Below are 25,875 nucleotides of genomic sequence, written 5' to 3' on the forward strand. Positions count from 1 at the left end.
TGGCTCTCCTGAGGTATCGGCGGCGGTTCGCTCGCCTAAATCTTTTTGTGTTGGGCAACGAGGCGCTGGGCCACCGGTTCCGGCACGAAGGGGGCAACATTACCACCCATTGCAGCCACCTGACGAACCAGAGTGGCGGTGATGTGGCGGGTTGCCGGAGTTGAAGGCACAAAAACGGTCTGAACCTCAGGCCGGAGTTGTCCATTCATTCCAGCCAGTTGCATTTCGTAGTTGAGATCGGTGCCGTCACGCAGCCCGCGAACCATTGTCGTGCAGCCATGGCGAACAGCAGCTTCCGTGGCAAGATCATCGAACGTCACGACTTCGATACGTGACACTTCTTCAGCAGTTAGGCTGGCTTCAATCAATTCGCGCCGTTCGTCGTGGCTCAACATACCCGCCTTGGACGAGTGCCGACCAATCGCCACGACCACAGTCTCGCTTAAGCGCAAAGCAGCGCGCAACACGTCGCGATGGCCGAGCGTGAAGGGATCGAATGATCCGGGATAAAATGCCTTGCCTGTCATAGGCTTTCGCTAAAGACTCTGTCTGATTGATGCAACCGAGGCCCTATCGCTGTTGGGCTGCAAGCCACAGGCCGCCACCGATCATCAATGAGCCACCGGCTATTTCTACCCCACGAACGTTGCGACGCGAAAGCAGCGAACCAGCACGTCCAGCAGCAAGGGCGTAAGCAGTGTCCAGCAAAGTCGCCAAGACCATGAACAAAAGGCCGTAACCCATTGTTTGTAAGAAGGTTGAGCCAGCTGGATCAATGAACTGCGGAAGGAAGGCGCCGAAGAAAAACAGCACTTTTGGGTTGGACAAAATCACAATGAAGCCCTGCACAAAATAGCTCGTATCGCTGCGTGACTTAACGTCAGGCATGCCCAGATCGCCATTACTGCGCAGCAGTTTGATGCCGAGCCAAATCAGATATCCTGCACCAATCAGACGCAGCCAATCAAACGCCCAAGCCACCGTTTGAGTGATGGCCTCCAACCCTAAACCCAGCAAAACAAGCAGGATGATGAGACCTGCTTGGGTGCCAGCGATGTTCAACAGCCCTGCCCGCGTTCCATTGCGGAGGCTATTGGCCACAATTACGGTGACGGTTGGTCCGGGCACGACGAGAATTGCGATACTGGCGATAACGAATGTTAGCAGGCTGGGTGTGTCGATCATTCATCCAAATCCATTATTAGGCGCTCTCGCCCGCTTGATCAAAATCAAACGCTCGAGCGATCGAAAAATCAAGCTTCGGAATCCTCAGCTGTATCTTCCTCATCGTCATCCTGTACTTCAGAGATGCGCTCGACCGCGACCACGGACTCGTCTTTCGCAGTGCGGAAGACACGAACACCCTTGGTGCTGCGGCTGGCAAAACGAATGCCATCAACAGGCACACGGATAAGCTGGCCGGAATTCGACACCAGCATAATCTGGTCAGAATCTTCCACCGGGAACGCCCCAACCAACTGGCCGATCTCACCTTCCTTGGAAACATCGGTCACTTTGATGCCCTTGCCACCACGACCGGACTTTCGGAAATCGTAGCTGGATGACCGCTTGCCATAGCCCTGGTCGGTAATGGTCAAGATGAACTGTTCTGCCGCACCCATTTCAATATAGCGCTCTTCAGGAAGCGAACTTGCAACCGTCACTTCTTCATCATCGGCTACTACGTCCAGATCTGCATCCTCGCCATCATCAGCAGAAGCCGCTCTGCGTAATGCTGATGCCTGCTTGATGTAGGAAACGCGCTCTTCGGGCGTGGCTGCGAAACCGCGCATGATCGCCATGGAAATAACGTGGTCGGACGCACCCATGCGGATGCCGCGAACGCCAACGGAATTGCGACTGTTGAACACGCGGACATCATCAACCGGGAAGCGAATGCCGTAACCAGCAGATGACGTCAGAAGCACATCATCGGATGCCGAGCAGACTTCGACACCTATAATTCCATCGTTTTCATCGTCCAACTTCATGGCAATCTTGCCATTGCGGTTTACCTGCACAAAGTCCGATAGCTTGTTGCGGCGCACTGTGCCGCGTGTTGTCGCAAACATAACGTCCAACGAATCCCAACTGCCCTCATCTTCCGGCAGCGGCATAATGGTCGTAATCGTTTCGCCAGCTTGCAGCGGCAACAGGTTGACCATCGCCTTGCCGCGCCCCTGCGGCTGCGCCAGCGGCAGTTTCCAGACCTTCAATTTGTAGGCGATGCCACGCGTCGAGAAGAACAGCACAGGCGTATGTGTGTTGACCACGAAAAGCCGTGTGACGAAATCTTCGTCCTTGGTCGACATTCCGGAACGGCCTTTGCCCCCCCGCGCCTGCGCGCGATAAGCGGCCAGCGGAACACGCTTGATGTAGCCGCCGTGGGTAACCGTCACGACCATTTCCTCGCGAGCAATGAGGTCTTCATCATCGTGCTCGTAGCCGGAGTCGATAATTTCAGTGCGGCGCGGATTAGCAAATTCTTCGCGAACCTCCCCCAACTCCGTGCGGACAATATCAAGCACGCGGGCACGGCTGGATAGAATATCGAGATAGTCCGCGATCTCCGCGCCAATCAGGTTCAATTCATCGGCGATTTCGTCACGGCCAAGAGCCGTCAAACGCTGAAGCCGTAAATCAAGGATGGCACGCGCTTGCTCTTCGGAGAGATTATACGTGCCGTCTTCATTGATGCGGTGACGCGGGTCGTCGATTAGCGCAATCAGCGGTGCAACATCCTTCGCCGGCCAACGACGTTCCATGAGTTGCGCGCGGGCCGTCGCAGGGTCTGGTGCCTTACGAATAAGCGCAATCACCTCGTCGATGTTGGCGACTGCTATGGCAAGACCGACCAACACGTGGGCACGAATGCGAACCTTGTTGAGCAGGAATTTCGTGCGGCGGGTGACAACCTCTTCACGGAAGCCGACAAACGCGCGCAGCATGTCAACAAGGTTCATCTGCTCAGGCTTGCCGCCGTTCAGCGCAACAAGGTTGCAACCGAAAGAACTTTGTAACGGCGTGTAACGATAAAGCTGGTTCAGCACGATATCTGCAACTGCGTCGCGCTTCACCTCGATAACAACACGGTAGCCTTGGCGGTCGCTTTCGTCGCGAACGGCAGAAATGCCCTCGATGCGTTTGTCGCGCACCAACTCCGCAATCTTCTCCACCATCGATGCCTTGTTCACCTGATAGGGAACTTCATTGATGATGATCGCCTCGCGGTCACTGCCACTTGTTTCGATATGGGCCTTGCCGCGCATAATGACGGAGCCACGGCCTGTTTCGTATGCCGATTTGATGCCCGCACGACCCAAAATCATACCGCCGGTGGGGAAATCAGGACCGGGAATGAGCTCCATAAGTTCGGCAAGTTCGATATCCGGCTTGTCGATCATAGCGAGACAACCGTCGATTACCTCACCCAGATTATGTGGCGGAATGTTTGTCGCCATACCGACAGCAATACCGCCAGCGCCGTTGACCAACAGGTTGGGATAACGTGCAGGCAGAACCATCGGCTCGCGCTGGGAACCGTCATAATTCGCCTGAAAGTCAACCGTTTCCTTGTCGATATCGTCCAGCAGCACGTCCGAAATACGCGCCAAACGGCACTCGGTGTAACGCATTGCAGCGGGTTTATCGCCATCGATGGAGCCGAAATTCCCCTGCCCATCTATAAGCATCTGGCGCATGGCAAAATCCTGCGCCATGCGAACGAGAGCATCATAAATCGAAGAGTCGCCATGTGGGTGATATTTGCCCATCACCTCGCCAATGACGGCGGCGGACTTACGGTAAGATTTCGTGTGGTCGAGGCCCATTTCGTGCATCGCATACAGAATGCGGCGGTGAACAGGCTTCAGGCCGTCACGCACATCGGGAAGCGCACGGCTGACGATCACGCTCATGGCGTAGTCGAGATAAGACCGGCGCATCTCATCGACGATAGAGATATTTTCGTGTGCGGACGGGACTATAGCGCCATCATTCGACGCGCCGTCTCCACCGTCATTTCCGGCAGATTCTACGTTGTCGTCGCGATCGGTTTCGTTATCGTTTTCGTCGGCCAAATTGCTTCTCCATCTGTCGGCAGAATCAATGCCGAAACAGTGAAACGATCTTACACCATCGGCGAGATGACCTCCAATTGCAGGGCATTCGGATGGGGATGAAATACCGCAACTTATCAATACGTTGGGCGGATTTTCGACCAAACATGAATAAAGCTTGCAGAAAGCGGTTGGCAAAACCCGTCTGTTGCCAATCTGGCCATGACGAAACCGCTCGCGCGGAGTAGTGATGGATGGTGAGAGACCGGTTTAAGAGGCACCGCCATGACCACAGATCAGATGCTAAACGCCTTCGCGACGTTTTTCGTTACCATCGACCCTCCCGGTCAGATCGCTATTTTTCTGGCGCTAACGGTGGGCTTGTCAGGCGAGGCGCGGCGCAAGATTGCGCTGTTCGGCACGTTGCTGGGTATCGGCATCATATTGCTGTTTATGATTATCGGCGCACCACTGCTGGAACTGCTGGGTATCAGCCTGCCCGCTTTCCGTGTCGCAGGTGGCCTGCTGCTCTTCTATACGGCCTTTGAGATGGTCTTTGAAAAACGGCAAGAACGCCGCGAGGATCAGGCCCAGCGTGCATTGAGCACGCAGGAAATGCGCTCCATCGCAGTATTTCCACTCGCTATTCCACTTATAGCCGGGCCGGGCGCTATTTCAGCGGCGATCTTGCTGTCCAGCGATTTCACGACAATTGCCGAATACGGTGCGCTGACGGGCATCGTGCTTTCAGTCGGCCTGATCCTGCTTGTGGCACTCTTGTTAGCAAACCGGCTGAACGACATATTGGGTGAAACCACCGGCATGGTGATAACGCGGCTGTTCGGCATTCTGCTGGCCGCATTGTCCGTACAATTCGTGGCGGACGGCATGAAGCAACTGCTGGGCTGACACCCTACGGCAAGTCGTAGCGAACAGCAGCACCCTCATATCCATGAACCTTGTCACGTCCGCGAACCATAACGTGATCGAGACCATCGGGAATTTGAACGCCTGATCTCGAGCGGGTGAACGGTTGCTCTTCAACATGGGGATGGGCCAGCTCTCGCCGCGCCAGCAACGTACCATCAGGCGCCAGAACCTCCCAGGCATCAGCGTAGTGATCCCAGCCTTCATCTGTATGGCTCAAAGTCACGTCAAACCGCCATGTTCCATCACTGCCTTGGCTGGCTTTCACCTTATCCACCACGACATCACCGGCCAAAGCAGGAACAGTGAGACCGGCAAGAACGGTTAAGCTGAGAAGCAGGCGTTTGACTGGCATGGGAAATTCTCGAAATTCTGGAGCGACACGAGAGCATATCACGCGAAAATCAGCGCGGCTATTTCGTGAATTCTACCAGATCCCAGAGATTTCCGTACAGATCTTCGAAAACGGCAACCGTTCCATAGGCCTCGGTCTTGGGTTCCCGAATGAAGTTTACCCCGGCAGACACGTATCGTTGGAAATCGCGATCAAAATCGTCAGTTTCTAAAAAGAGAAAAACACGCCCCGCACACTGGTCGCCGACGGCATGTTCCTGACCGACCCGGGCTTTGGCGAGAAGAATTGAACACCCATCGCCCCCTGGTGGCCGAACCAACACCCAACGTTTGTCCTCTTTTGGCTGCGCCTCATCTGCGATCAGGTCAAAGCCCAGCTTTTGGCAATAAAAAGAAATTGCTTCGTCGTAGTCGGCTACGACCAATGCGATGTGGGTGAGACGTTGCTTCAACGCCTTACCTATCTGTTATCCCAAGACATCTGCCAGAAATCAGCTTCCAACAATGAAGCCTTCGCAAACAATTTCCGCAGATGCGGATAGCGCGCCTCGGTCAAAAGCGTTTCAGCCAAGCGATCCAGATTGTCCCGCGCGGATTGGGCAACCTCCTGATATTCGGGCGACGCATATTCGCGCACCCATTCACCGTACGTAGCGTCTTCAGTTGCGGCACCCTGCGCCGCCAATTGCTTACCGATTTCGCCATAACCGATCATGCAGGGCGCTAAGGCTGCGAATAGATCAAGCAGATCACCGGCTTGCCCGGCATCAAGAACAAAGCGCGTGTAAGCGATGGTGCCGTTCTTCTCGACTGTGTTTTCCAACTGCTCTGCGGTCACGCCCCATCGTGCGCTCAGGCGCACATGCAGGTCCATTTCCACATCAAGAATGGCCTTCAAACCTTCGAGGGCGCCACGCATCTCCGCAAGATCACGCCCTTTGTAAACGCCAAGCGCGTAGGCGCGGGCGAACTGGATGAGGAACAGATAGTCCTGCCTTAGATAATCCTGAAAGGAAGCCTGCGGAAGCGACCCATCGCCCAAACCCGCGACGAACGGATGGTCCACGTAAGCAGACCATTCGCTAGCGCAATCAGCTTTCAAACGCTCAAAGAGACCGGACAAGATACACTCCTAGAACGGGATATCGTCATCCATGTCGCCGCCGCTTGGGAAGCCACCACCCTGGTTGCCGCCCCCACTACCGCCGCCACCGTAGTTTCCGCCGCCGGATCCACCGATCTGACCCCCGCCGCCACCACCGCCGAAGCTGTCTCCGCCGCCGTCGCCACCGCTGTTACGGCTGTCGAGCATGGTGAGAACGCCTGTGAAATTCTGCAACACGATTTCAGTCGTGTATTTTTCAACACCGGCATTGTCGGTCCATTTGCGCGTCTGAAGCTGGCCTTCGATGTAAACCTTCGAGCCCTTCTTCACATACTGTTCGATGACCTTGTTCAAGCCCTCGTTGAAGCAGGCGATGCGGTGCCATTCGGTCTTTTCACGACGTTCGCCGCTATTGCGGTCGCGCCATGTTTCAGAGGTCGCAATGGAGAAGTTGGCAATAGCCTTGCCATCCTGCGTGCGGCGAATTTCCGGATCACGCCCCAGATTACCCACCAAAATCACTTTATTGACGCTACCAGCCATGAAACTCTCCTACACTTTTCGGCGGCACGCTTATGGCTGCCGCTCTCGCTGTCTTATTCACCACATCGCGCCGCCACGTTCGCGCTCGTTGGCACCCTTATCCACTGCTTTCAGCAGATTGCGTGACGCGATAATGTTCTGTATATGTTCTATTTCCGTGTGACAACAGCCCGCCATCAGAACAAAGGTGCGGCAACGGGGTTGGGGGTGATGCGTTGAAGACGGACCTGTTCGGGTTGCGACGCAAGCAACCACGGGTGTAGCTCAAGCCAACGGTTGTAACAGACCGAATTACATGCAGGACGACCAATGGCCGCGAAAAAGACAGCCCGCAAAAAGCCCAACGACAAGTTCATCTCGGTGCGCGGTGCGCGCGAGCATAACCTGAAGAATGTCGATATCGACCTGCCTCGAGACTCGTTGATCGTGATGACCGGCCTGTCCGGTTCCGGCAAATCGTCACTCGCCTTCGACACCATCTATGCCGAAGGTCAGCGCCGCTATGTCGAGTCGCTGTCAGCTTACGCCCGCCAGTTTCTCGAGATGATGCAGAAGCCGGATGTCGACCAGATTGATGGCCTGTCGCCCGCCATTTCCATCGAACAGAAGACAACATCGAAGAACCCGCGCTCCACCGTCGGCACCGTAACCGAAATCTACGACTATATGCGCCTGCTATTCGCCCGCACCGGTGTGCCTTACTCGCCAGCGACCGGCCTCCCCATCGAAAGCCAGACCGTAAGCCAGATGGTCGATAGGGTCATGGATCTGAAAGAAGGCACGCGCCTCTACCTTCTTGCCCCCATCGTTCAGGGCCGTAAGGGCGAGTACAAGAAAGAGTTCGCCGAACTTCAGAAAAAAGGCTTCCAGCGCGTCAAAGTGAATGGCGAGTTTTTAGAAATAGCCGACGTCCCTGCCCTCGACAAGAAATTTAAACACGACATCGACGTGGTGGTGGACCGCATAGTTGTGCGCGAAGACATGGCCACACGCCTTGCCGACTCAATGGAAACAGCGCTTCGCCTGACGGACGGCATGGCAGTCGCAGAATTGGCCGACAAGCCGTTGCCGGAATCAGAAACTGCAGCCGGCGGCTCCAAGAACAAGTCGAAGAACGACACTCACGAACGCATTATTTTCTCTGAGAAATTCGCCTGCCCGGTCTCCGGCTTTACGATTCCGGAAATCGAGCCGCGCTTGTTCTCATTCAACAACCCCTTCGGCGCCTGCCCTTCCTGCGATGGTTTGGGATCTCAGCAGAAGATGGATGAAAATCTTGTCGTTCCCGACGGTTCACTTGCTTTGAATAAAGGCGCCATCGCGCCATGGTCGAAATCCTCATCCCCATCACCCTATTACGCGCAGACCCTTTCCGCGCTCGGCAAGGTGTTCGGTTTCAAGATTTCGGACACTTGGGATAAGCTATCCGCAGACGCCCAAACCGCCATTCTGTTTGGAACCGGTCGCAAGGCCGTCGAATTCAAATACGACGATGGCTTACGCACTTATAAGACGAAAAAGCCCTTTGAGGGCGTGATCGGAAATCTCGAACGGCGTTGGAAAGAGACGGACTCTTCGTGGATGCGCGAAGAGATCGAAAAATACATGTCCCGCAAGCCATGCCTCGCTTGCGAAGGCTACCGGCTGAAACCGGAAGCGCTAGCTGTAAAGATCGACGGTAGGCATGTATCGCAGGTGGCTGAGCTGTCCATTCGTCACGCCAATGACTGGTTCGCGGACCTTCCAAACCGGTTGACCGCCAAACAAAACGAAATCGCCTCCCGCATTCTGAAGGAAATTCGCGAACGGCTTCAGTTTCTGAATGATGTTGGCCTCGATTATCTCAGCCTATCGCGCAATTCCGGCACTTTGTCCGGTGGCGAAAGCCAACGCATCCGCCTCGCCTCGCAGATCGGTTCCGGCCTCACCGGCGTACTTTATGTGTTGGACGAACCGTCAATCGGCCTGCACCAACGCGACAATGCCCGCTTGCTGGAAACGCTTCGCCATCTGCGCGACCTCGGCAACACAGTCATTGTGGTCGAGCACGATGAAGACGCGATCATGACTGCAGACCATGTGGTCGATATCGGCCCCCATGCTGGCATCCATGGCGGCGAGATTATCGCGCAAGGCACGCCAGCCGCGATCATGAAGTCCAAAAAATCGATCACCGGTAAATATCTGTCAGGGGAGTTGGCGGTGGAAGTTCCTGCTGAACGGCGCCCTATCGACCCCAAACGAATGCTTAAAGTCTTTGGTGCGTCCGGCAACAACCTGCAAAACGTCGATGGCGAAATTCCGCTCGGCACCTTCACCGCAGTTACCGGCGTGTCCGGCGGCGGCAAATCCACATTCCTGATCGAAACGCTCTACAAAGCGGCTTCGCGCCACATCAACAAGTCACGAGCCCAACCGGCCAAACACGACCGGATCGAAGGTCTCGAACATCTCGACAAGATCATCGACATCGACCAGTCGCCCATCGGCCGCACGCCGCGCTCCAACCCGGCCACTTACACCGGCGCTTTCACCCCGATCCGCGAATGGTTTTCAGGTCTGCCGGAATCCAAAGCGCGCGGGTACATGCCGGGCCGTTTCTCGTTCAATGTGAAGGGCGGGCGCTGCGAGGCCTGCCAGGGCGACGGCGTCATCAAAATCGAGATGCATTTCCTGCCGGACGTCTATGTCACGTGCGATGTCTGCGACGGCAAAAGATATAACCGCGAGACGTTGGAGGTGCAGTTTAAAGGAAAGTCCATTGCAGACGTTCTGGATATGACCGTCGAAGAGGGCTGCACCTTCTTTTCTGCGGTCCCCTCCGTGCGCGACAAGATGGAGACGCTGAAACGGGTCGGGCTCGATTATATCAAAATCGGCCAACAGGCGACCACACTCTCTGGCGGCGAGGCGCAGCGGGTGAAACTCTCCAAGGAGCTATCAAAGCGCGCCACCGGTCGCACGCTCTATATCTTGGATGAACCCACCACAGGCCTTCATTTTCACGATGTCGCCAAACTGTTGGACGTTCTTCATGAGCTTGTGGACAGCGGAAACACAGTTGCTGTCATCGAACACAACCTTGAAGTCATCAAGACCGCTGACTTTGTCATGGACCTCGGCCCAGAAGGCGGAGACGGCGGTGGCGAAATGGTCGCCATGGGCACACCTGAAGAGATTGCTGAAGCCCCGCGCTCCCATACAGGCACCTTTTTGAAAGACCTTTTAAAGCGACGTTCAGGCTCGAATTTGGCTGCTGCAGAATAGATTAATAAGGCATTACGTTTACGTAAGGGGCAATGCACTCATTGCATAGCTGCAATGCCTATTTAGCCCTCGTCAAATTCGCCCAGAGTCCTAGATGTGGGTTACGCGATGCACAGGCAACGCGCTTTGCAAATGGCGGGCCGCTGATTGGTTCGCACCACATCAAGGAACGAAACCATGGACCTCTTCGACAACATCCGCACTTGGAACCGCGTTCGTCAGACGCGCAACGAACTCAACGGCTTGTCTAATCGTGAACTGAACGACCTCGGCATTTCCCGCGGCGACATTCCGTTCATCGCTAAACGCGCTGTCCGCAGCTAAATAATAATTTTCGACAAGTGTTTCGGGAACATATTCCCGCGCCACGAGTTTGAAAGATGAAAATAAAAATTTCGATCCATCAACCCTCCCATGATGGGTCGAATTCGCTCTGAAGGCACCTCCTCCCAAGCTTCTCAGAGCAAACTAGAAACGCTCGCTGCTCCTCCCGCAGCGAGCGTTTTTGTTTCTGCAACTAGCTTAGATGTTAGTCGCGTTATTCGTATTGAGAGGCACTGTTCCGCTCACGATACCATTGTTTCAGTGGCATCACTTCGGCAGCACCGCCTGTTGCGGTCTTCCATGGATCGACAGCCCAATCGGAACCGTCATCCGCTTTTATGCGCGCACTTTTGTGCGGATAGCGACCATCCAGCAGAACGCCACGATTGGCGTAATGCCGGTTCACTTTGTGGAATTTCAACAACCCTTCGGCCTGCAAATATGTCAGGTAGCGGGTCGTGTTGAGAGACTCATCCTCACAATCCATCTGCCCACGTTTTCCCCGATCAATTTGATAGGAAAATGGATTGTCCGCCCGTTGGCGCAGGTTTCGGCGGGTGGCGGCTTCCATAAGACCGATGGTTTTGCGTAGAGCAGCCCGCTCGGCATTTGCATCATCCGCAGTGTCCATAGCCAGTGCGAAGCTGTTTCTGTCAGATTCTGAAAAGACCATCTTGTCTTTGATCGCGCATCCGAAGCCCGAGCAAATCGTCATGGGCGTTCCCGCAGCGCCATAGGTGCTAATCGTACGGTCTATGGACGATGTGCAGCCAGCGGCGAACATACCAAGCGAAATGCAGATGATGGAGAGAGCGGGTTTCATAAGTTTGGTGTAGCCGAACAACCATGGTGCGACCAGCGGCCCGATACAGTCCAGCAATAGGCTGTTGTCACCATGCAACGGGCGTTCTAGACGAACGCATGAGCGATAATCCAGTACACATCATCGGCGGCGGTTTGGCCGGTAGCGAAGCAGCTTGGCAGTTGGCTGAAGCCGGTCACCACGTCATCCTGCACGAAATGCGCGGCATACGCGGCACAGAAGCCCACCAGACAGACCGTTTGGCAGAATTGGTATGCTCCAATTCCTTCAGGTCTGATGATGCCCGAGCCAACGCTGTTGGCCTGTTGCATCAGGAAATGCGGATGTCCGGCTCGCTGATCATGCGTTGTGCCGACGAAACGCAGGTGCCCGCAGGCTCCGCGCTTGCCGTCGATCGCGAGTTGTTTGCCGGTAAGGTCAACGACGCTATCGACGCGCACCCCAATATTACGCTCATCCGCGAAGAGGTGACGGGCCTGCCACCGAAAGACTGGGGAACGACGATCATCGCCACCGGTCCGCTGACAGCGCCGGACCTAGCCGCATCCATTGCTGCAGAAACCGGACAAGATGCCCTCGCATTCTTCGATGCAATCGCTCCCATCATCCATTTCGACAGTGTTGATATGGATAAGGCTTGGTTCCAGTCGCGCTACGACAAGGTCGGGCCCGGCGGCACAGGCAAAGACTACCTCAATTGCCCAATGGACCGCGACCAATACGAAGCCTTCATTGATGCATTGATCGCAGGCGATAAGGCCGAATTCAAACAGTGGGAGAACGTACCATATTTCGATGGCTGCCTCCCCATCGAAATTATGGCGGAGCGCGGTCGTGAAACCCCGCGCCACGGCCCGATGAAACCAATGGGTCTGACGAATGTTCACAACCCGACGGCCAAAGCCTACGCTGTTGTCCAGCTTCGGCAAGATAACGCTTTGGGAACGTTATATAATATGGTCGGCTTCCAGACGAAGCTGAAATACGGCGCTCAAACCGAAATTTTCCGGCTTATCCCCGGATTGGAGAATGCGGAATTTGCGAGACTAGGTGGCCTGCACCGAAACACTTATCTCGATTCCCCTCGCCTGCTGGATGACACGTTACGCTTGCGTTCCCGTCCAGAAGTTCGCTTCGCCGGCCAGATCACCGGCTGCGAAGGTTATGTGGAATCAGCTACAATCGGCTTGATGACAGGCCGTTTCATTGTGCAGGAACGTGCAGGACATAAGCCTCAGCTACCACCGGAAACAACGGCCATGGGTGCGCTTCTCAATCATATCACTCGCGGTCACATCGCTTATGACGAACCGCAGGGCAAAAAGAGCTTTCAGCCGATGAACGTCAATTTCGGCCTCTTCCCGCCAGTGCAGATCGTGAAGCCTGAAGATCACGAAGGTCGTTGGCGCGGGAAGGACAAAGCAATCGCGAAAAAGCGTGCGCTAACCGGCCGAGCGCTTGATGATATGGCAAATTGGTTGGCAGAAGAACCTGAAGCCACCGCTGCTGAGTAGCAGCGGAGACGGTGCGTATTAGCGCGCAGAGAACGGCTGCTTGTCGCCTAATACGTCGATAATGCCCTGCTCATACATGTAGTAGCGCGCAGTCTTCGTTCCGAATTTCTGATCGAATTCATCGCGTTCCGAATGTAGATCTCGGATTTCGTTCAGCAGTGGAGCGCGGGCGTCTGCCAACTGGTGTTCAAGCCGGTTTATGATTTCTATAGCGGTGCGACAAAGAGTTTTGCGCGTATCATCATCCAGATCGATGCCCATATTACCGAGTTGCTTCATGCGCGCAGCAACCACAGCAAACCAACCTGGTTCGCGCGTCCAAGCGCCATCATCTTTGGATTTCTTCTTCCAGGCTTCGAGCAAGGTCGCCTCGTCCATACCGCGCAAACGCCTTTGCCATTCCAGTAGTGGCTTGTCCATGTCGCTCTCCTTCAGACTGTCTTAAGTGTATCGAACGCCCATGACCCCAACACGTACAAAATCAGAAAACGGTTGGCAGAGAGTGAACAAAGAGTAGCGGATAAAAATTAAATTCCGCGAAACAACTGCCATTGCATGCGCAACTGGCTAAGCCGCCAAGGCTTTTCAAATGCATCGGTGCCTGCCTTGGAGAGCATGTCGAGTGTCGAACGCAGTGGCGAAAGTGGGGAAAACAACGGGCGTATATCGCTTGGACAGGCAGCTAGAGCAGTTAAGGCCTTATCGAGATGCGAAAGTCCCAACAAAGCGGCAGCGCGGATCACATCCACATGAAGTCTATCAGGAGCGCTGAACCAATCGTTTTCCGGCAATTCGTGCTGCTGCAACAATTCTGTAGGTAAAAACCGTCGTCCTGCTGCGCGATGCAGGGGCAGCGAACTCAAAACATCGGCATAACCCAATGCTACACCTGCATGACCGCAGGCATCAGCATATGCGCCATCAACAGCTCTGTCCGTTGCCAAAAGCTGCTGGAACAGAACCGAACGTGTTTCACCGCACCAAACCTCAAACGCTGGAAAATCGGGCATAGGGTCATGGTATAGGTCAAAAATATGCGCTTCGATTTTTCGCGTCAGCATTTGCGGATCGAAAACACCTGATTGAACGCCCAGCAGCAATTGCGACGCGAGTGGATGAGACTTCGCCTCGTTATCACGCCCGCCCTCGATGACCTCCTGCCACCACTGGAACCTGATCTGCCCCACCATTGGTTCGGTCGATTTCGCAGCAAGCGCATTCAGCTCACCGTGGAAGGCATGCAGCACTTGTGCCGTTCCCCGTAGTGGTTCCGGTAGAAGAAGGTCAGCGAAATAAAATAATGGTTCGCGCTGTTTCAGGGACCCAAGATATTCCCGACCAAGGCTAAGCGCGGTCACTTAACAGCCAGCAAGGCGGCCCCGACAGCACGGCCTTCGCCCAAAAGTACGTTGAACGTTCGCGCAGCGGCACCTGTGCCCATGGGATCGCAAGCAATGCCTTTTGCCGATAGTGCGTCTCGCAATTTCTGCGAGACAGGCACCAGATCAGTGCCGGTTCCCACTAGAAGAACCTCAAGCCCGTCTTCCTGCAGAACCTGAGCAAAGTTCTCTACAGTCAGGTCGGTAGGCAGGTTGGCAGACCAACCGTAGATGCCTGACGGGAGGCAAAGGATTGAACCCCGGTGAGACATATCGGCAAAACGAAAACCGCCATTACCGTAGCTGTCCACCGGTGCGCGGCCGGGAAAATGCGCCTGTTGAAAGACCAATCCTGTCTGCCGGGTCTGGCCGGTCTCTTCACTCAAATCAGCGAACCTCTTGCGCTTCCTGTGCGCCGAACGGCGACACATCGTTGGCACCTTTGTCCAAAGCATCAGGCCGCAGCTTGAACAGGATCAGAATTGGCGCAGCGATGAAGATGGACGAGTAAGTACCAACCAAGATGCCGAAGATCATCGCGAAGGTGAAGTTACGCAGCACCTCCCCACCCCAGATGTAGAGCGAAACGAGCGCCAGCAATGTGGTCAAAGACGTGATCACGGTACGCGACAGGGTGTCGTTGATCGACATATCCAGCAGCGTTCGGATGGGCTTCTTCTTGTATTTTCGCAAATTCTCTCGAATCCGGTCGTAGACAACCACCGTATCGTTGAGCGAGTAGCCCACAATCGTGAGAATGGCCGCGATAGACGATAGCGAGAATTCTATTTGCAGAAGCGCAAACAATCCGATCGTCAAAATCACGTCGTGCATGGTTGCAGCAACGGCACCAAGCGCGAACTGCCACTCAAAGCGAAGCCAGATATAGACCATGATCGCCAGTAGCGAGACGAGAACTGCAAGAGTACCTGCCTGAGCGAGCTCGCCAGACACAGTTGGTCCCACAACTTCCTGCCTGCGGAACTCGTGATCATCCATCGCGCTTCGCACTTTTGCCAACGCTGATTGTTCGGCGTTGTCGCCACCATCCTGGCTTTCGATGCGGATCAACAATTCTTCTGGTTGCCCAAAAGTCGAAACCTGAACATCGCCCAGATTGAGCTCGGAAAGGCGCGAGCGAACATCGGCGAGATCAGCAGGCGGAAGCGTTGTTGCATTCTCTGTCGCAGCCTTGGTGCGATATTCAATCAGCGTTCCGCCCTGAAAATCGATGCCGTAGTTCAGGTTCGAGATCACGAATGTTGCAAGCGAACCCACCAGCAAAACAGCCGACAGCGGGAAGCTGATCTTACGCCACTGCATGAAATTGACATGCGTACCGGCCTTCACGAGTGTTATCAGGCTGCCGGGCAAGTCGCGAGGACGTTTCCAGCGAAGCCAAAGCGTGACCATCAGGCGGGTAAGCGTGAACGCGGTAAAGACCGACGTCACGATGCCGATTGCCAGCGTAACCGCGAAGCCGCGAATGGGGCCGGAACCGAGGTAGAACAAAATGAAGGCCGCAATCAGCGTGGTGATGTTGGCATCAAGAATGGTGCCCATCGCCTGCCGGAAGCCGATATCCACGGCCTGCATGATAGAACGCCCTGCCCGTTTCTCTTCGCGAATACGCTCGTAAATAAGAACGTTTGCATCAACAGCCATACCCATGGTCAGCACGATACCGGCGATGCCGGGCAGTGTGAGCGTGGCGCCGATCACAGACAACAACCCCATGATGATGAAGACGTTGGCCGCCAGAGCCAGATTGGCGATGATACCCAGAGTGCCATAGGCCATCAGCATGAAGACGATGACGAGGATAGCAGCGATCAGAGCAGCGAACTGACCAGCTGCGATGGAGTCTTCACCGAGTGTGGAGCCGACGGTGCGCTCTTCAACAAAAGTAATGTCGGCGGGCAATGCACCAGCGCGCATAAGAACGGCGAGGTCATTTGCGGATTGCGCGTTGAAGCTACCGGAAATTTGGCCAGAGCCGCCGCAGATAGCATCGCGAATGACTGGAGCTGAGATGGAAGTGTCGTCCAAAACGATAGCAAAGCGGCTACCGATATTGCCGGAAGAGAAGCGGCAGAACGCTTGTGACGCTTTGTTATTGAAGCGGAATGTCACGATAGGTTCGTTGGTCCGTTGGTCGAAACCCTGCTGAGCATCCACCAGATCTTCGCCGGAAATATAAACGCGGCGCTGGATCAGAACGTTGGCTTCACCGCTTTCAGGGTCGCTGGTTGGAACAACCATTGTACCAACAGGAGGACGGGGACCTGAGAGCGCATCAGCAGCGCTCATAGAGTTGTCGACGATGTGAAAGCCAAGTTTCGCGGTCGTACCGATGACCTCTTTCAAGCGTTCCGGATCATCAAAACCGGGGGCTTGTACGATGACGCGGTCAACGCCCTGGCGCTGAATCACCGGTTCTGTCGTACCCAGTTCATCCACACGTCGGCGGATAACTTCGATGGACTGAGAGACAGCGGAGCGAAGACGCTCATCAATACCGTCATCGGTCAGGTCGTAGCGCAAGACACCATCAGATGGTGCAGATTGCTCGACCTCGACCACACCAAGACCACCCAGAAGCGACGAAGCGTTTGTCACGGGTTCGGTCAAAGTAGATAGGCGTTCAATGGCAGCTGGCGCATCAGCGGCGCTGAGAAGCCGAACGGTTACACCATTACCGCTGGCGCGAATGCCGTTGTAACCAAGTGGCCCCTGTGTCCGGTCCCGCATTTGCTGCCGAATATCGGAGACAAGCGCTTCGAGACGCTCTGCCACGATGTCATCGCGCTCGATTTTGACCTGAAGGTGCACCCCGCCCTGAAGGTCGAGACCCAGACTGATCTGCTTTTTCGGCATCCAGTCTGGAAGCGCTTTCAACTGCTCCTGGCTGAACATGTTTGGCAGCGCCAACATGATACCGAGAAAAACGGCAGCGAGGATGGAGAACATTTTCCATCGCGAGAAATGCAGCATGGTTAGGTATCCCTATGCGGCAACGGCCGCCAAAGTTTTGCGGATGGACGGCGCTATTAGACGCGCGTGCGGGAGCCTTTTTTCTTGGCAGGCTTTTCGCCGTCTTCCGGCGGTGTCGTGTCGTTGGCAGCCACCGGCTCACCCTTAACGCGAACGTCTGCGATCATCGAGCGCATCAAGCGAACTTTGACGCCGGAAGCGATCTCAGCCTCAAGTTCAGCATCGTCGATAACCTTGGTCACCTTGCCGACAACGCCGCCGCCGGTGATGATCGTATCGTTGCGCTTCACGGCAGCCAGCATGGCATCGCGTTTCTTCTGCGCCTGACGTTGTGGCCGGATAACAAGAAACCACATAATACCGCCCACCAGAATAAGTGGGAACAGCAGCTCGATTACGCCGCCTCCGGCACCTCCGGCAGTCTGTGCGTAAGCTGGGGTAATGAACATATCGGCGCCTGCTATTCTCGTGAATCGGGTGTGTGAATCGTCGCGCAGAGATACCTCTGCCTCGTGGGCCGCAATATAGGGTCCGACCCTATCATTGCAACCGAACCCGCGCCGCTTGAGGCGGTATTCTTGATGGCTTTCGCCAGCTTTGTGCGACTGCTAGGCATTCGATGAAATCAAACGAAGCACTGGGTACCCGATGTCCGAAACCATCAGCCTTGAAAGTCTGGGTGAAAAACTCGACCGGATCGCGTCATTAATCGAGCGCGCAGTGCCGCCGGCCCACCCCGATAATGATATCAAAGCCGCCGATGCCTTCGTTTGGAGCGCAGCGCTTGGGTGGTTGCAACCGGTGCCGAAGGTCAACCGCGTCGAGATGGTGTTGCTGCACGGCATAGACACGGTTCGCGATATTCTTATCGACAACACGGCTCGTTTTGCAGACGGTCTGCCCGCCAACAATGCCTTGCTGTGGGGTGCGCGCGGCATGGGCAAGTCGTCACTTGTTAAGGCAGCCCACGCAACCATCAATCAAGAACGCGCCGATAACCCGCTGAAATTGATTGAAATTCATCGCGAAGACATCGATTCAATGCCGGAACTTCTAGCGCTGCTTCGCAATGAGCCGCACCGTTTCATCCTGTTTTGTGATGATTTGTCGTTCGATCATGACGATACCAGCTACAAGGCACTGAAAGCAGCGCTCGATGGCGGCGTGGAAGGTCGGCCCGAAAACGTGGTCTTCTACGCCACCTCCAACCGTCGCCACCTCATGCCGCGCGACATGATTGAAAACGAGCGCTCCACCTCGATCAGCCCTAGTGAGGCTGTTGAAGAGAAAGTGTCACTTTCAGACCGTTTTGGACTGTGGCTCGGTTTCCACAAATGCTCGCAGGATGAGTATCTCGCCATGGTGAATGGCTACGTGGCGCATTTCGGCATCAGCACAGATGACGAAGAGTTGAGACGCGATGCACTGGAATGGGCCACCACGCGCGGCAGCCGGTCAGGCCGCGTCGCGTGGCAGTTCGTTCAAGAATTGGCGGGGCGGCTCGGTCATCGCCTCAGCTAGGGTCGGTTAGCGTGGGAGGTGCGACATCGGGTTTTGCGGATTGGAATTCTTCCGCAGTTCAAAATGTAGCTTTGGAACCGTCGTGTTGCCGGTCTTGCCCGATTTTGCGATCACCTGCCCGCGCGAAACCTTGTCTCCGCGGCTGACCAATGTCTGGCTGGCGTGGGCATAGGCCGACACCCAGCCATCGTTGTGGCTAACGAGAATGAGCTTGCCGAAATCTTCCAGTTCAGAACCTGAATAGATGACCGTGCCGCTACGGGCAGCCTTTACGGGCGTACCAACCGGTAGCGAAATATCTATGCCATCATTGGAACCCTGCGGACCACGTTCGCCAAAGCGCGACAAAATCTTACCTTGGGCTGGCCAGAGGAAACCTGCCGCCGCAGAGGCGCTTGCCGTTTGAACCGGCTTCTTCGCAGCTGGCTTCTTGGTTACAACCGGACCGACCTGCTGCGACTGCGCCTTGGGAATACTGGCTGTTGCTGAACGGTCAACACGTCCGGGGATCACAAGGCGCTGGCCGAGACGTACGTTAGTCGTCGTCATGTTGTTTGCGGTCTGAATGTCAGCCACAGATTTTCCGTGCTTCAGCGCAATCGCGTAAAGCGTGTCGCCTGAAACAACGGTATAAGACGTGCCGACACTTGCAACATTCTGGTTACGGGGCGCGACCGGCAAAACTTCCGGTCTTTCAGCAAGCTCACGCTCAGCACGGGTTTTTGGCGTCGTCACCTTACCAACTGCCTGCCCCTGAAAGCCACGCGAGGCCCGCGACGCTTTAACAATGGGGTTCTGGTCAGGCGCAGAAACGGGTGCGGACGTGTCGTAGGAATAAGACGGGATATTTATCCGCGTGCCAGCCTGAACGTCATCAGCATTTTTAATGTTGTTGGCCGTCATCAATGCGCTAACCGGAACACCAAAGCGGCGCGACAGATTATAAAGCGTCTCACCGCGCTTCAGCTCAACAGATGCAGCAGTCGCACCTTGCCAACCACGGGTTGCGGGTGCGCCAGTTGTCGCTTGCGAAACGTTGGAAGCAATCGACGATGTTTGTACCGGGTCAGTGCCACCGGTCGTCAGAACATTGGGGTTCTGAACTGGCGGAGCCAGAACGAAGGCGCCCTTAGGAGCTGGCGGAGCAGATGGAACCGATGCGCGAACCTGAGCAGCACTAGGCGGCAATGCCTGACGCTGGCTCAGTGAAGCAACAGCATCAGCACCTGATGCTACGATGGGACGGCCGGCTGTTGGTGGATAGCGGCGAACCTGCGAGACAGCTGGAAGCGATGTGGTGCTAACAGCAGGTGCAAGTTGCGTTGCTGTGGCAGATGGCAGGTTGGTCGCTCGATTGGCGACATAAATTCCATTGCGTGCAGTCGTCGCTGTCGATTGCGCGTTGTTCGCGCCGCCAATGATCTGCGACTGATTTGAACTCGACGGAATAGAAGCGGTTAGCACTTGATCAAACCGGCTCGCGCCGCTGCTGCAAGCGCTGGTAACGGCTGCCAAACAAAGCAAGCCGGAAGCTCTTGAAAGCGTGCGCAAACGGGGTGCGATGATGCTGGAACGCATAACTTATCCATCGGAATACTCGGTACAACGCCTCCGATAGAACAGGAACAGGCTTAATCGCCGGTTAAATCACGGCCAAGAATTGCCACAAATTCTTTAAAGTGCCTTTGCCAACCCAGGCTCCAGAGGCGCAAACCGGACAGGAAACAGGTCTTCGCGTTCAAAACGGCTGCCGATTTTCATCAAGCGCACAACCATCTGCTCACCCTGATCAGGTCCAATAGCCGTTATGATAATACCGCCAGAGGCAAGGCTATCCAGCAGAAAGCGCGGCATCGAGTCGAAACTCATGTCGCAGATAATGCGGTCATAGAGCGCACCGTTTTCGCCCAACTTCAAACCATCCGCTTGATCAAATGTGACATTGGTGAGTTGCAACCGCGCCAGCTTGTCCTTGGCACGCGTTATCAACATTCGGTAGCGATCAATAGAATGAACTTTCTTGGTCATCCGGGCGAGCAAAGCCGTTTGATAACCACCGCCTGTACCAATCTCCAAAACCGTATTTTTGGCATGCAGCCTCGCGGCATCCAGCATGCGAATGGTCGTATCTGGCGAATGGGCCAACTGCCCGCATGGTAGCGGCAGCGGGAACGGCTGCGATGCAAAGCGCGCATGTTCAGGCGCTACAAAATGTTCGTGTGGTGTCTTCTCCACATGGGTGAGAAAAGTCTCATCCATAATACCAAGAGCGCGCAGCCGCAGCAGGAGACCTATCGTGCCCTCGACGCCATCCCAATTTTCTGGCGCAACACTCAAAGGCTTACGTCTTTCAAAGTATCCCGCATCATATCCATCGTTCCATGGTCGGTCATGTCCATGCGGATGGGCGACACAGCAATCCGGTTTTCAGCCAATGCTGCAATGTCTGTTCCGGGCTGGTTCACCGGCGGCTCACCAATGAATTCAAGCCAGTAATATGGCAGGCCACGACCATCAGCCCGTTCACCGATACCAAGCCCATGCTCGAATTTCCCTTGGGTAGAAACCGCAATTCCAGCAACGTCATCAGGCCCACAATTCGGGAAATTGATGTTGATCAGCGTGTCCTTGGGTAGCTCGAGATCAAGACAGGACCGAATGACGGCCTCCCCGTGCGCTTCCACAGTTTCCCAAGGCACCTTGCGGTGTGAGTCGAAGCTAAATGCCTGGCTGAGAGCTATCGAGCGAATGCCCAACAGGACACCCTCCATAGCTCCTGCCACGGTGCCGGAATAGGTAACGTAGTCACCAACATTTTGCCCCGCATTCACGCCGGAGAGCACCAGATCAACGGGACCATCGACAACCTGACGAACACCCATGATCACGCAATCCGTAGGAGTGCCGTTTACCGCAAATGTTTTCGGCGCGACTTCCCGCAGGCGAAGCGGATGGTTGAGCGTTAGCGAATGCGCGAGGCCGGACTGGTCCGTCTCAGGCGCAACGGTCCACACATCATCGGAAAATTTAGCGGCAATTGCCTGCATAACAGCAAGACCCGGTGCATTGATGCCGTCGTCATTCGTAATCAAAATGCGCATTAAGTTGCCTCAATGACGGTCGTTCCGCCCATGTAAGATTGCAGAACGTCCGGCACCCGTATGCTGCCGTCTTCGTTCTGATAGTTCTCCATAACCGCGATCAAAGCACGCCCGACAGCAATGCCCGACCCGTTGAGCGTATGAACGTGAACGGGCTGCTTCTCACCCTCCGGCCTGTAGCGCGCATCCATGCGGCGAGCCTGAAAATCGCCGCAGGTGGAACAAGAGGAAATCTCGCGGAACGTATCCTGCCCCGGCAACCAAACCTCAATATCGAGGGTGCGGCGCGCAGAAAATCCAAGATCTCCCGTGCATAGTTTCACCACCCGGTAATGCAGACCAAGGCGCTTCAGCACCTCTTCTGCACAGCCGACCATGCGCTGTTGTTCCGCATCAGAATTATCTGGCGTCGTTATCGAAACCATTTCGCATTTCGCGAACTGATGCTGACGCAACATGCCGCGCGTATCGCGACCGGCAGAACCAGCTTCCGCACGGAAGCAATTGGTCAGCGCCGTGTAGCGACGCGGCAGTGTCTTCTCGTCCAGAATCGATTCACGCACCAGATTGGTCAGCGGCGCTTCAGATGTCGGGATGAGATAACGGTCATCTGAAGTCTTGAAGAGATCATCCTCGAACTTGGGCAGGTTACCGACGCCAAAAAGCACCTCGCTACGCACCAGAACTGGTGGAGCAACTTCGTGATAGGCGTGCTCATCCACGTGCAGATCAACCATAAACTGGCCCAAGGCCCGTTCTAACCGTGCTAGTCCGCGATTGAGAACGACAAACCGGCTACCTGAAAGCTTTGCAGCAGCATCAAAGTCCATCTGGCCAAGCGCTTCGCCCAACTCCCAATGTTCCTTGGGTTTGAATGCGAATGCGGGCTGCTCACCGTGACGATGGGTTTCAACATTGTCTGCCTCATCGGCACCATCGGGAACGTCATCGGCCGGCACATTATCAAGGGTCGACAGCGCCTCAGATAAAGCTGCACTTAGTGTGCGTTCCTCATCTGCGCCGGTCTGTAGAAAGCTCTTGAGCTTCGCAACTTCACTGATCGCTGCCTGCGCACCGGCTTCATCGCCCTGCGCTTTTGCAGCACCGATTTTCTTGGAAGCAGCATTGCGTGCTTCCTGGGCTTCCTGAACTTTGGAGATGTGGTCGCGCCGCGCTTCATCTAGCGCGAGCAAACGATCAGACTGCGGGCCAAGGCCGCGTCGCGCCATCCCTTGATCGAATGCTTCAGGGTTGTCGCGTATCCATTTAATATCAAACATGAATTAGACCGTCAGCTGGGGCGGAAGCCAGCGAACAGGATGTTACGCTTCTGCTTCTTCCTTATCGGCGCGTTTGCGCTCGATGAGTCGTGTTGCATAGATCGACAATTCGTAGAGAAGCAGCGTTGGCACGGCAAGACCGATCTGGCTTACAGGGTCCGGCGGCGTCAGAACGGCAGCAGCGATAAATGTCAGCACAACCGCCCATTTGCGCTTGTCCTTAAGCCCCTGCTCGGTCACCAGCCCTGCCCGCGCCAACAGCGAAATAACCACCGGCATCTGGAAGACCAGCCCAAAGGCAAAGATCAACGTCATGATCAGCCCAAGATATTCCGATACTTTCGGCAGCAGTTGCACGGCCGCAGCACCATCGCTTCCCGTCATCTGCATTGACAGGAAGAAGGCCATCGCCAGCGGCATGACCACGAAATATACGAGGCTACCACCTAGGAAAAACAGGATCGGCGTTGCAATCAGAAACGGTAAAAAAGCGCCACGTTCGTTTTTGTAGAGCCCCGGCGCAACGAACTTGTAGATCTGAGACGCGATCACCGGAAACGCAACGAAGAGTGCGGTGAACAACGCAATACGAAGCTGCGCGAAGAAAAATTCCTGCGGAGCAGTGAAAATAAGCGTCAGTTCCTGATTTTCACCAGCCGCCCGCTCGTAAGGAACAACGAGAATCTGGAAAATCTTGTCTGCAAAAATGAACGCAATCAGAAAGACGATCGCAACAGCTATAAGCGCCTTGATAAGGCGCTGCCGCAGTTCTGTTAGGTGCTCGACCAGTGGCGCTGCGGTGTCGTCGATATCGGTCTCGCTCACGCTTTGGCCGCCGTTTTCTTAGCTGCAGACTTCGCAGCAGGTCGTTTGGTCGTTGCAGCAGGCTTTTTTGCCGCAGCTGGCTTGGCAGAATCCGTCTTTTTGGAGGCAGTCGTTTTACGCGCTGCAGGCTTCTTGGTAGCAGTTACTTTTGCCGGTTTGGCCGTTGCTGACTTGGCGGTGGGCTTGCGCTTGGTTTTCGGCTTTGCAGCTTCGGGAGGTGGGACCTCCGCAAATCCAGGAACAGCGTTCTTGCCTACGCTGGGATTGGGCTTTGCTGCAGGCTCACCAACATCATCGCCGTAATTCGCAGAAAAGCTTTTCGGATCGAAGTCGGCAGCCTCTTCAATCATGGATTTGGCATCTTCCAACTCACCCTTGAGCGGGTTCAGCTTGTCCTTGATAGCTTTGGTTGGATCGAGTTTGCGAGCGTCGTTTATCGTATCGCGTACCGAGTCCAGCTCAGCGTCTTCAATCGCTTCATCGAACTGCTGGCGAAGATCGCCCGCCATGCCACGCAATTTCTTCGTGGTTCGGCCAAACGTTCTGAGCATGCCCGGCAGCTCTTTCGGGCCGACGAACAGGATGGCGATAATAGCCACCACGAGCATTTCTGTCGCGCCGATGTCGAACACGTCGAGGCTCCTGGCCTAGTAGATGAGGTTTATGCGAGCAGGCTTAGCAGCGAAGATTAGCTGCTTTTCGTGCGTTCTGCGTGAGCGTCGATCACTTTTTCCTTGCCCTCTTCGAGAGCATCAGCAGTGGTCGTATCCTCATCCTTCAAGCCTTTCTTGAAGGAATTGATGCCTTTGGCGACATCACCCATGACGGCGGAAATCTTGCCGCGACCGAACAAAAGAACGACCACAACTGCAACGATAGCGATCTGCCAAATACCGATCTGACCCATAAATACTCTCCCTTGAGAACAGCGCGTCATGCGCTTCTCGTACTGTTGAGCGGCAAACTAGAGACTCAGCGCCGGTGCCGCAACACGCCTTTCGTCGCCGAAGCTATCTTCTTGAGTTAAGGTTGCTTTGGGGAAAAAACTAGGCCGCAAGCCAGCTTTTTTGGCTTTTGCGCAGCGCCCTAGTCACCACCAGTTGGCGGCAGCAGGCCTAATTCCTCAATATCATCCGCACCCAACGGGTCTTCATCATCATCTAGCGTATCGGGATCACCAAGGATCGGCATCGCAGAAAAGCCACTTGGAATATCAGATTGAAGCAGCCCTGCGCCCTTCAATTCGTCCATACCGGGTAAATCTTGTACGCGCTCCAGCCCGAAGTGATCGAGAAAATCAGGTGTCGTGCCATAAGTTACCGGTCGTCCCGGTGTTTTCCGCCGGCCACGCATCCGCACCCAACCGGTTTCCATCAACACGTCCAGCGTGCCTTTAGACGTTGCAACGCCACGAATATCTTCAATTTCTGCGCGCGTGACAGACTGGTGGTAGGCGATGATCGCCAGAACTTCGAGGGCAGCTCTCGATAGTTTGCGTTGGTCCACGGCCTGCTTCTGTAACAGGAATGACAGGTCTTCTGCCGTGCGGAATGCCCATGCATCACCGAGTTTCACCAGATTGACGCCACGCCCCTCATAGGCAGCCTGAACATCGCGAAGCAGCGCCGCCGTATCGGTACCTTCTGGCATTTGTTCTGCAAGCAGTTTTTCAGGAACCGGCTCGTGCGAAGCAAAAAGAATGGCTTCGATCATCCGTGCCTGACGCGGAATATCAGAAGCTTCCGGTGACGTTTCGTCATCGCTTTCGATGCTGCTTGGGAACCGCAAAACATTGCTGCTGACTGCCCCATCGTCGTCAGCATCTTCAGCGTGCACGGCTGTATTGTCTGCAGTCATCGC

At 55.2% G+C, this 25,875-nt stretch carries 26 protein-coding genes; 5 read left to right on the forward strand and 21 right to left on the reverse strand.

Annotated features, from left to right (window positions below):
* Positions 1–35: 35 nt before the first annotated feature.
* From coaD to gyrA, 3 genes are all read right to left on the reverse strand, one after another.
* Entirely contained in the window at positions 36–527 is a 492-nt protein-coding gene (coaD, locus tag R2A130_RS02835; protein WP_009463458.1) for a pantetheine-phosphate adenylyltransferase, read from the reverse strand.
* A 43-nt stretch (positions 528–570) separates the two neighbouring features.
* Positions 571–1,185, reverse strand: coding sequence for a LysE family translocator (locus R2A130_RS02840; protein ID WP_009463460.1), 615 nt, complete (start codon positions 1,183–1,185; stop codon positions 571–573).
* A 68-nt stretch (positions 1,186–1,253) separates the two neighbouring features.
* A complete protein-coding gene (gyrA, locus tag R2A130_RS02845; RefSeq protein ID WP_040304790.1) occupies positions 1,254–3,986 on the reverse strand; it encodes a DNA gyrase subunit A in 2,733 nt (910 codons plus the stop codon).
* Between the two features lie 357 nt (positions 3,987–4,343).
* Between gyrA and R2A130_RS02850 the strand changes: the two genes are divergently transcribed.
* Complete coding sequence (locus R2A130_RS02850) at positions 4,344–4,967, forward strand: MarC family protein (protein WP_009463464.1); 624 nt, start codon at positions 4,344–4,346, stop codon at positions 4,965–4,967.
* Between the two features lie 4 nt (positions 4,968–4,971).
* Here the strand turns inward: R2A130_RS02850 and R2A130_RS02855 are convergent, their stop codons facing one another.
* Genes R2A130_RS02855 through R2A130_RS02870 form a run of 4 tightly spaced genes read right to left on the reverse strand, consistent with a single transcriptional unit; the run spans position 4,972 to position 6,987 of the window.
* Positions 4,972–5,340 (reverse strand): hypothetical protein, encoded by a 369-nt coding sequence (locus tag R2A130_RS02855; protein ID WP_009463466.1) that lies wholly within the window; start codon positions 5,338–5,340, stop codon positions 4,972–4,974.
* 58 nt (positions 5,341–5,398) lie between these two features.
* Positions 5,399–5,791 carry a VOC family protein gene (locus R2A130_RS02860; RefSeq protein WP_009463468.1) on the reverse strand — a complete coding sequence of 131 codons (393 nt, stop codon included), beginning with the start codon at positions 5,789–5,791 and terminating at the stop codon, positions 5,399–5,401.
* A gap of 8 nt (positions 5,792–5,799) precedes the next feature.
* Positions 5,800–6,462, reverse strand: coding sequence for a thiaminase II (tenA, locus tag R2A130_RS02865; protein ID WP_009463470.1), 663 nt, complete (start codon positions 6,460–6,462; stop codon positions 5,800–5,802).
* Positions 6,463–6,471: 9 nt separating this feature from the next.
* Positions 6,472–6,987: a single-stranded DNA-binding protein gene (locus R2A130_RS02870; RefSeq protein ID WP_009463472.1), complete on the reverse strand. Its 516-nt coding sequence runs from the start codon at positions 6,985–6,987 to the stop codon at positions 6,472–6,474.
* A 309-nt stretch (positions 6,988–7,296) separates the two neighbouring features.
* Between R2A130_RS02870 and uvrA the strand changes: the two genes are divergently transcribed.
* The gene (uvrA, locus tag R2A130_RS02875; protein WP_009463476.1) at positions 7,297–10,254 is read left to right on the forward strand and encodes an excinuclease ABC subunit UvrA; all 2,958 of its coding nucleotides are present in this window, start codon (positions 7,297–7,299) and stop codon (positions 10,252–10,254) included.
* 177 nt (positions 10,255–10,431) lie between these two features.
* Positions 10,432–10,578, forward strand: coding sequence for a DUF1127 domain-containing protein (locus R2A130_RS17955; protein WP_009463478.1), 147 nt, complete (start codon positions 10,432–10,434; stop codon positions 10,576–10,578).
* Positions 10,579–10,792: 214 nt separating this feature from the next.
* Here R2A130_RS17955 and R2A130_RS02880 read toward each other — a convergent pair whose 3' ends face one another.
* Positions 10,793–11,458: a hypothetical protein gene (locus tag R2A130_RS02880; protein WP_009463480.1), complete on the reverse strand. Its 666-nt coding sequence runs from the start codon at positions 11,456–11,458 to the stop codon at positions 10,793–10,795.
* Positions 11,459–11,499: 41 nt separating this feature from the next.
* Between R2A130_RS02880 and trmFO the strand changes: the two genes are divergently transcribed.
* Positions 11,500–12,915, forward strand: coding sequence for a methylenetetrahydrofolate--tRNA-(uracil(54)-C(5))-methyltransferase (FADH(2)-oxidizing) TrmFO (gene trmFO, locus R2A130_RS02885; RefSeq protein WP_009463482.1), 1,416 nt, complete (start codon positions 11,500–11,502; stop codon positions 12,913–12,915).
* An 18-nt stretch (positions 12,916–12,933) separates the two neighbouring features.
* On the opposite strand, the gene R2A130_RS02890 is transcribed toward trmFO, so the two are convergent.
* The 5 genes from R2A130_RS02890 to yajC all read right to left on the reverse strand — a co-directional run bounded on the left by R2A130_RS02890 (position 12,934) and on the right by yajC (position 17,737).
* Positions 12,934–13,335, reverse strand: coding sequence for a hypothetical protein (locus tag R2A130_RS02890; protein WP_009463484.1), 402 nt, complete (start codon positions 13,333–13,335; stop codon positions 12,934–12,936).
* A gap of 107 nt (positions 13,336–13,442) precedes the next feature.
* Entirely contained in the window at positions 13,443–14,273 is an 831-nt protein-coding gene (locus tag R2A130_RS02895) for a squalene/phytoene synthase family protein (RefSeq protein ID WP_009463486.1), read from the reverse strand.
* The gene (locus tag R2A130_RS02900; RefSeq protein WP_009463488.1) at positions 14,270–14,680 is read right to left on the reverse strand and encodes an Mth938-like domain-containing protein; all 411 of its coding nucleotides are present in this window, start codon (positions 14,678–14,680) and stop codon (positions 14,270–14,272) included. Before R2A130_RS02900 ends, R2A130_RS02895 begins: the two co-directional genes overlap by 4 nt.
* A 1-nt stretch (position 14,681) precedes the next feature.
* On the reverse strand, positions 14,682–17,288 hold the full coding sequence (gene secD / locus R2A130_RS02905; protein ID WP_009463490.1) for a protein translocase subunit SecD: 2,607 nt from the start codon (positions 17,286–17,288) through the stop codon (positions 14,682–14,684).
* A 56-nt stretch (positions 17,289–17,344) separates the two neighbouring features.
* The gene (gene yajC, locus R2A130_RS02910) at positions 17,345–17,737 is read right to left on the reverse strand and encodes a preprotein translocase subunit YajC (RefSeq protein WP_009463492.1); all 393 of its coding nucleotides are present in this window, start codon (positions 17,735–17,737) and stop codon (positions 17,345–17,347) included.
* A 199-nt stretch (positions 17,738–17,936) separates the two neighbouring features.
* Here yajC and R2A130_RS02915 point away from each other — a divergent pair, with 199 nt between their 5' ends.
* A complete protein-coding gene (locus R2A130_RS02915) occupies positions 17,937–18,809 on the forward strand; it encodes an ATP-binding protein (protein WP_009463494.1) in 873 nt (290 codons plus the stop codon).
* Between the two features lie 6 nt (positions 18,810–18,815).
* Here R2A130_RS02915 and R2A130_RS17365 read toward each other — a convergent pair whose 3' ends face one another.
* The 8 genes from R2A130_RS17365 to scpB form a co-directional block, all read right to left on the reverse strand.
* A complete protein-coding gene (locus R2A130_RS17365) occupies positions 18,816–20,387 on the reverse strand; it encodes a peptidoglycan DD-metalloendopeptidase family protein (protein WP_009463496.1) in 1,572 nt (523 codons plus the stop codon).
* A 96-nt stretch (positions 20,388–20,483) separates the two neighbouring features.
* Complete coding sequence (locus R2A130_RS02925; RefSeq protein ID WP_009463498.1) at positions 20,484–21,146, reverse strand: methyltransferase domain-containing protein; 663 nt, start codon at positions 21,144–21,146, stop codon at positions 20,484–20,486.
* Positions 21,143–21,910 (reverse strand): 5'/3'-nucleotidase SurE, encoded by a 768-nt coding sequence (gene surE / locus R2A130_RS02930; protein WP_009463500.1) that lies wholly within the window; start codon positions 21,908–21,910, stop codon positions 21,143–21,145. The genes R2A130_RS02925 and surE overlap by 4 nt, the downstream gene beginning before the upstream one ends.
* A complete protein-coding gene (serS, locus tag R2A130_RS02935; RefSeq protein WP_009463502.1) occupies positions 21,910–23,190 on the reverse strand; it encodes a serine--tRNA ligase in 1,281 nt (426 codons plus the stop codon). The genes surE and serS overlap by 1 nt, the downstream gene beginning before the upstream one ends.
* 42 nt (positions 23,191–23,232) lie before the next feature.
* Entirely contained in the window at positions 23,233–24,015 is a 783-nt protein-coding gene (gene tatC, locus R2A130_RS02940; protein WP_009463504.1) for a twin-arginine translocase subunit TatC, read from the reverse strand.
* Entirely contained in the window at positions 24,012–24,647 is a 636-nt protein-coding gene (gene tatB / locus R2A130_RS02945; protein WP_009463506.1) for a Sec-independent protein translocase protein TatB, read from the reverse strand. Before tatB ends, tatC begins: the two co-directional genes overlap by 4 nt.
* 56 nt (positions 24,648–24,703) lie before the next feature.
* Complete coding sequence (locus R2A130_RS02950; RefSeq protein ID WP_009463508.1) at positions 24,704–24,922, reverse strand: twin-arginine translocase TatA/TatE family subunit; 219 nt, start codon at positions 24,920–24,922, stop codon at positions 24,704–24,706.
* Between the two features lie 179 nt (positions 24,923–25,101).
* Complete coding sequence (scpB, locus tag R2A130_RS02955; protein ID WP_009463510.1) at positions 25,102–25,872, reverse strand: SMC-Scp complex subunit ScpB; 771 nt, start codon at positions 25,870–25,872, stop codon at positions 25,102–25,104.
* Positions 25,873–25,875: the final 3 nt, after the last annotated feature.

The organism is Ahrensia sp. R2A130 (assembly GCF_000179775.1).
GTDB lineage: Bacteria > Pseudomonadota > Alphaproteobacteria > Rhizobiales > Rhizobiaceae > Pseudahrensia.

What these genes read in the sequence shown, in the direction of transcription:
- surE (WP_009463500.1), bottom strand. Translation starts at nt 21,910, where the DNA reads ATGCGCATTTTGATTACGAATGACGACGGCATCAATGCACCGGGTCTT.
- R2A130_RS02850 (WP_009463464.1), top strand. Translation starts at nt 4,344, where the DNA reads ATGACCACAGATCAGATGCTAAACGCCTTCGCGACGTTTTTCGTTACC.
- coaD (WP_009463458.1), bottom strand. Translation starts at nt 527, where the DNA reads ATGACAGGCAAGGCATTTTATCCCGGATCATTCGATCCCTTCACGCTC.
- secD (WP_009463490.1), bottom strand. Translation starts at nt 17,288, where the DNA reads ATGCTGCATTTCTCGCGATGGAAAATGTTCTCCATCCTCGCTGCCGTT.
- R2A130_RS02855 (WP_009463466.1), bottom strand. Translation starts at nt 5,340, where the DNA reads ATGCCAGTCAAACGCCTGCTTCTCAGCTTAACCGTTCTTGCCGGTCTC.
- serS (WP_009463502.1), bottom strand. Translation starts at nt 23,190, where the DNA reads ATGTTTGATATTAAATGGATACGCGACAACCCTGAAGCATTCGATCAA.
- trmFO (WP_009463482.1), top strand. Translation starts at nt 11,500, where the DNA reads ATGAGCGATAATCCAGTACACATCATCGGCGGCGGTTTGGCCGGTAGC.
- yajC (WP_009463492.1), bottom strand. Translation starts at nt 17,737, where the DNA reads ATGTTCATTACCCCAGCTTACGCACAGACTGCCGGAGGTGCCGGAGGC.
- R2A130_RS02890 (WP_009463484.1), bottom strand. Translation starts at nt 13,335, where the DNA reads ATGGACAAGCCACTACTGGAATGGCAAAGGCGTTTGCGCGGTATGGAC.
- R2A130_RS02915 (WP_009463494.1), top strand. Translation starts at nt 17,937, where the DNA reads ATGTCCGAAACCATCAGCCTTGAAAGTCTGGGTGAAAAACTCGACCGG.
- R2A130_RS17365 (WP_009463496.1), bottom strand. Translation starts at nt 20,387, where the DNA reads ATGCGTTCCAGCATCATCGCACCCCGTTTGCGCACGCTTTCAAGAGCT.
- R2A130_RS02840 (WP_009463460.1), bottom strand. Translation starts at nt 1,185, where the DNA reads ATGATCGACACACCCAGCCTGCTAACATTCGTTATCGCCAGTATCGCA.
- scpB (WP_009463510.1), bottom strand. Translation starts at nt 25,872, where the DNA reads ATGACTGCAGACAATACAGCCGTGCACGCTGAAGATGCTGACGACGAT.
- uvrA (WP_009463476.1), top strand. Translation starts at nt 7,297, where the DNA reads ATGGCCGCGAAAAAGACAGCCCGCAAAAAGCCCAACGACAAGTTCATC.
- R2A130_RS02950 (WP_009463508.1), bottom strand. Translation starts at nt 24,922, where the DNA reads ATGGGTCAGATCGGTATTTGGCAGATCGCTATCGTTGCAGTTGTGGTC.
- R2A130_RS17955 (WP_009463478.1), top strand. Translation starts at nt 10,432, where the DNA reads ATGGACCTCTTCGACAACATCCGCACTTGGAACCGCGTTCGTCAGACG.
- R2A130_RS02870 (WP_009463472.1), bottom strand. Translation starts at nt 6,987, where the DNA reads ATGGCTGGTAGCGTCAATAAAGTGATTTTGGTGGGTAATCTGGGGCGT.